Genomic DNA, 2,964 nt, shown 5'->3' with positions numbered 1-2,964 from the left:
GAGCCCCACCTCCCCGATGGCCGCCAGGTCACCGGGGACGGGCTTGTCCAAATAGCTGGAGGCCAGCGCCACCACAGCGGCAAGGTCCGCGGCGGGCTCATCCAGCTGCAACCCGCCGATGATGTTTAGATACGCGTCACAGGAAGAGATCTTCAGGCCTCCCCGTTTCTCCAGCACCGCCAAGAGCATCGACGCACGGTTATAATCAAAGCCGTTGCTGGTTCGCCTGGGTGTTCCTCCGGCGGACGTCACCACCAGAGCCTGGATTTCCGCCAATACGGGCCTTGCTCCCTCCATAACACAGGCCACACAGGTGCCGGGCGCATTGTCCGGGCGACCGGACAACAGCATTTGAGAGGGGTTTTCCACCTCTCTCAGGCCGCTGTCCCGCATCTCAAACACGCCAATCTCGTTGGTGGCGCCAAAACGGTTCTTGGCCGCCCGGAGAATCCGGAAAAAGGTATGCCGGTCTCCCTCAAAGTACAGCACGCAGTCCACCATATGCTCCAGAACCTTGGGACCGGCAATGGAACCCTCTTTATTGACATGTCCGATGACAAAAACCGTAATTGTGTGCCGTTTCGCCAGCTGCATCAGAGTCATGGTGCAGTCTTTCACTTGACTGATGCTCCCTGCCGGAGAGTCCAAGGCGTCATTGTACAGGGTTTGAATCGAATCTACAATCAGCACATCCGGCCGTTCCTGTTCAACTGCCTCCAGCATTTCTCCCAGTCCCGTTTCCGACAGCACCAGAAGCCGTTCGCTTTCCACATACAGCCGCTGAGCGCGGAGTTTCAGCTGGTGCTGGGACTCCTCCCCGGATACATACAGCACCTTGGCAAACTCACAAAGCCTGCCGCAGATTTGCAGCATCAGCGTCGATTTTCCAATGCCGGGAGCGCCGCCCACCAATACCAGAGAACCCTTGACGGCGCCTCCCCCCAAGACCCGGTCCAGTTCGCCCATTCCCGTAGAAAATCGAATCTCCACGCTGTCCTGAAGCTCTGTCACCGGGCAGGCTTTTGGGGAAAAGGGAGCGCGCGCGCCTCTTCCGCTCTTCCCTTTGGATACGGGTTCCGGGCGTTCCACCACGGTATTCCATGAGCCGCAGGCGGGACACCGTCCCGCCCACTTCGGCGTTTCGTTGCCGCATTCCGTGCAGAAATAAAGTGTTTTCGGCTGTTTCATGGGCGTTCTCCAAACTCATATTCTTCCGCAGCTCCGGCGTTCAAATATCCCGCCGCTATGGCGGCCGCCAGCCGCAGCTGATGGGCCGGGTCCTGCAAACGCGCGGTCTCAGGCGCGTTGGATAGGAACCCGCATTCCACCAAGACTCCCGGAGCCGTAATATTTTTCATCAGATAAATGCTGTCGGGAATTTGCCGGGGGTGCTTTTCGTTTCCCGTGTTCACGCTGCTGTTCAGCGCTGTCTGGATGCTCTGCGCCAGGGCCTCCGCTCCCTCCTGCCGGTTCCAGAACACCTGAGCCCCAAACGTCACCGGAGACGATGGCAGACTGTTTTGATGAATACTCAGCAAAACCGCGTTTTCCGTCTCTTCCGTCAGCTGCACCCGGTTTTTCAGGTCGGATATTTTACGCTGGCGCATGGTATCCAGGCCCTCGTCGCAAATGGTTATGTCTTCGCTACGGGTCAGCCGTGTCCGCTGTCCCGCAAAACGCAAGAGGTCGCTGACACGGAGAGATACCTCCAAATTGATCTGACTCTCCGCCACACCGCCGGGAGACACTGCTCCGCCGTCCTCTCCTCCGTGTCCTGGGTCGATTACCACTGTGACAGGAACTTCATCTCTGGCAGAGAATGCCGGGACAGCGCTCCCCCTCCATAGCACGGCGGCCAGGCCGACAAAAAAGCAGCAAAACAAACCGGAGAGCACTAAATTGCGTTTTCGAACCAGGATGACCACAGACAACGCCTCCTCATTACATCCAAAACTGCTATGAGACTATGTCCGTCAGCTTATCCCATATGCGGCTTTTTTCTCAGTACATTGTTAGTATAGCAACCTTCACTGCAAAAATCAAGGCATACCAGAACAATTGTCTCAGTTTCTCTCCCCGCAGGTAGCTCTTTCCGTCTTGCCCGCATACAATGAACTGGACGCGAAAGTTCTCGCGCACCTTTACGTAAGGAGGTTATGAATCTATATGGAAAAACCCAATCAGATGACCGGCGGCTCCTGCGGCGTGGGAGCTGGCACGCTTCCCGGCAAGTGCGCCCCGCTGGCATTTCCCTATATTCCCATGCAGGAGCAAAACCCTCCCCGCCTCAGCCGGGCGGAGGCCCTGCAGGCCGGCACGCTGTTCCCCGGTCTGGAGCTGCCCTTCAAGGCGGCTATTCAGGCCAAAACCAAGCTGGCCAACACCGCTCTGGTGGAACTGATGGCGCTGGACTTCGCCATCAAAGAGCTGAACCTGTATCTGGATACCCATGCCAACGACCAAGAGGTTCTTCAGCTCTACTGGTCCTATATTAAATTGGCAAAAGAGGGCCGGGAAAAGTACGAGAAAATGTACGGTCCCCTGATGTCCACGGATTTGACTCCGGAGGATGGATACGCTTGGCTGAAAGATCCTTGGCCTTGGGACGTAGGAGGGAATGACTGATGTTTGTATATGAGAAAAAGCTGCAATACCCGGTGAGAGTAAAGAACAGCAACCCTAAACTGGCGGCGGTCATCATCTCCCAGTATGGCGGGCCTGACGGCGAGCTGGGCGCCTCACTGCGTTACTTGAGCCAGCGGTACTCGATGCCCTATGCGGAGCTGAAGGGGCTGCTGACAGATATTGGAACCGAAGAGCTGGGACACCTGGAAATGGTGGGGACTCTTGTCCACCAGCTGACCCGCAATCTGACGGAAGAGCAGATCAAGCAGGCTGGTTTTGACGCCTATTTTGTTGACCACACGACCGGCGTGTACCCGCAGTTTGCCTCCGGTTACCCTT

The 2,964-nt window shown here is 56.8% G+C and carries 4 protein-coding genes; 2 read left to right on the top strand and 2 right to left on the bottom strand.

Annotation, left to right across the window (positions count from 1 at the left end; translation table 11 throughout):
* Together radA and QZ329_RS15405 are read right to left on the bottom strand one after the other, a co-directional pair.
* On the bottom strand, window positions 1-1,188 hold a 1,188-nt coding region (gene radA / locus QZ329_RS15410), incomplete at its 3' end, for a DNA repair protein RadA (RefSeq protein WP_295753884.1).
* On the bottom strand, window positions 1,185-1,790 hold the full coding sequence (locus QZ329_RS15405) for an N-acetylmuramoyl-L-alanine amidase (RefSeq protein ID WP_295753882.1): 606 nt from the start codon (window positions 1,788-1,790) through the stop codon (window positions 1,185-1,187). The genes QZ329_RS15405 and radA, both read right to left, overlap by 4 nt.
* Window positions 1,791-2,166: 376 nt before the next feature.
* On the opposite strand from QZ329_RS15405, the gene QZ329_RS15400 reads away from it, so the two are divergent.
* Together QZ329_RS15400 and QZ329_RS15395 are read left to right on the top strand one after the other, a co-directional pair.
* Window positions 2,167-2,625, top strand: coding sequence for a spore coat protein CotJB (locus tag QZ329_RS15400; protein ID WP_295753881.1), 459 nt, complete (start codon window positions 2,167-2,169; stop codon window positions 2,623-2,625).
* Window positions 2,625-2,964: manganese catalase family protein (locus QZ329_RS15395; protein ID WP_295753880.1), on the top strand; the 340-nt coding region annotated here is incomplete at its 3' end. The genes QZ329_RS15400 and QZ329_RS15395, both read left to right, overlap by 1 nt.

It is taken from the genome of uncultured Oscillibacter sp. (genome assembly GCF_910579365.1).
In the GTDB taxonomy this organism is placed as follows: domain Bacteria; phylum Bacillota; class Clostridia; order Oscillospirales; family Oscillospiraceae; genus Oscillibacter.
This window is presented reverse-complemented; position numbering and strand designations above follow the sequence as displayed.

Bases quoted from the DNA above. Each gene is read 5' to 3' on its own strand.
- QZ329_RS15400 (WP_295753881.1), top strand. From the start codon at position 2,167: ATGGAAAAACCCAATCAGATGACCGGCGGCTCCTGCGGCGTGGGAGCT.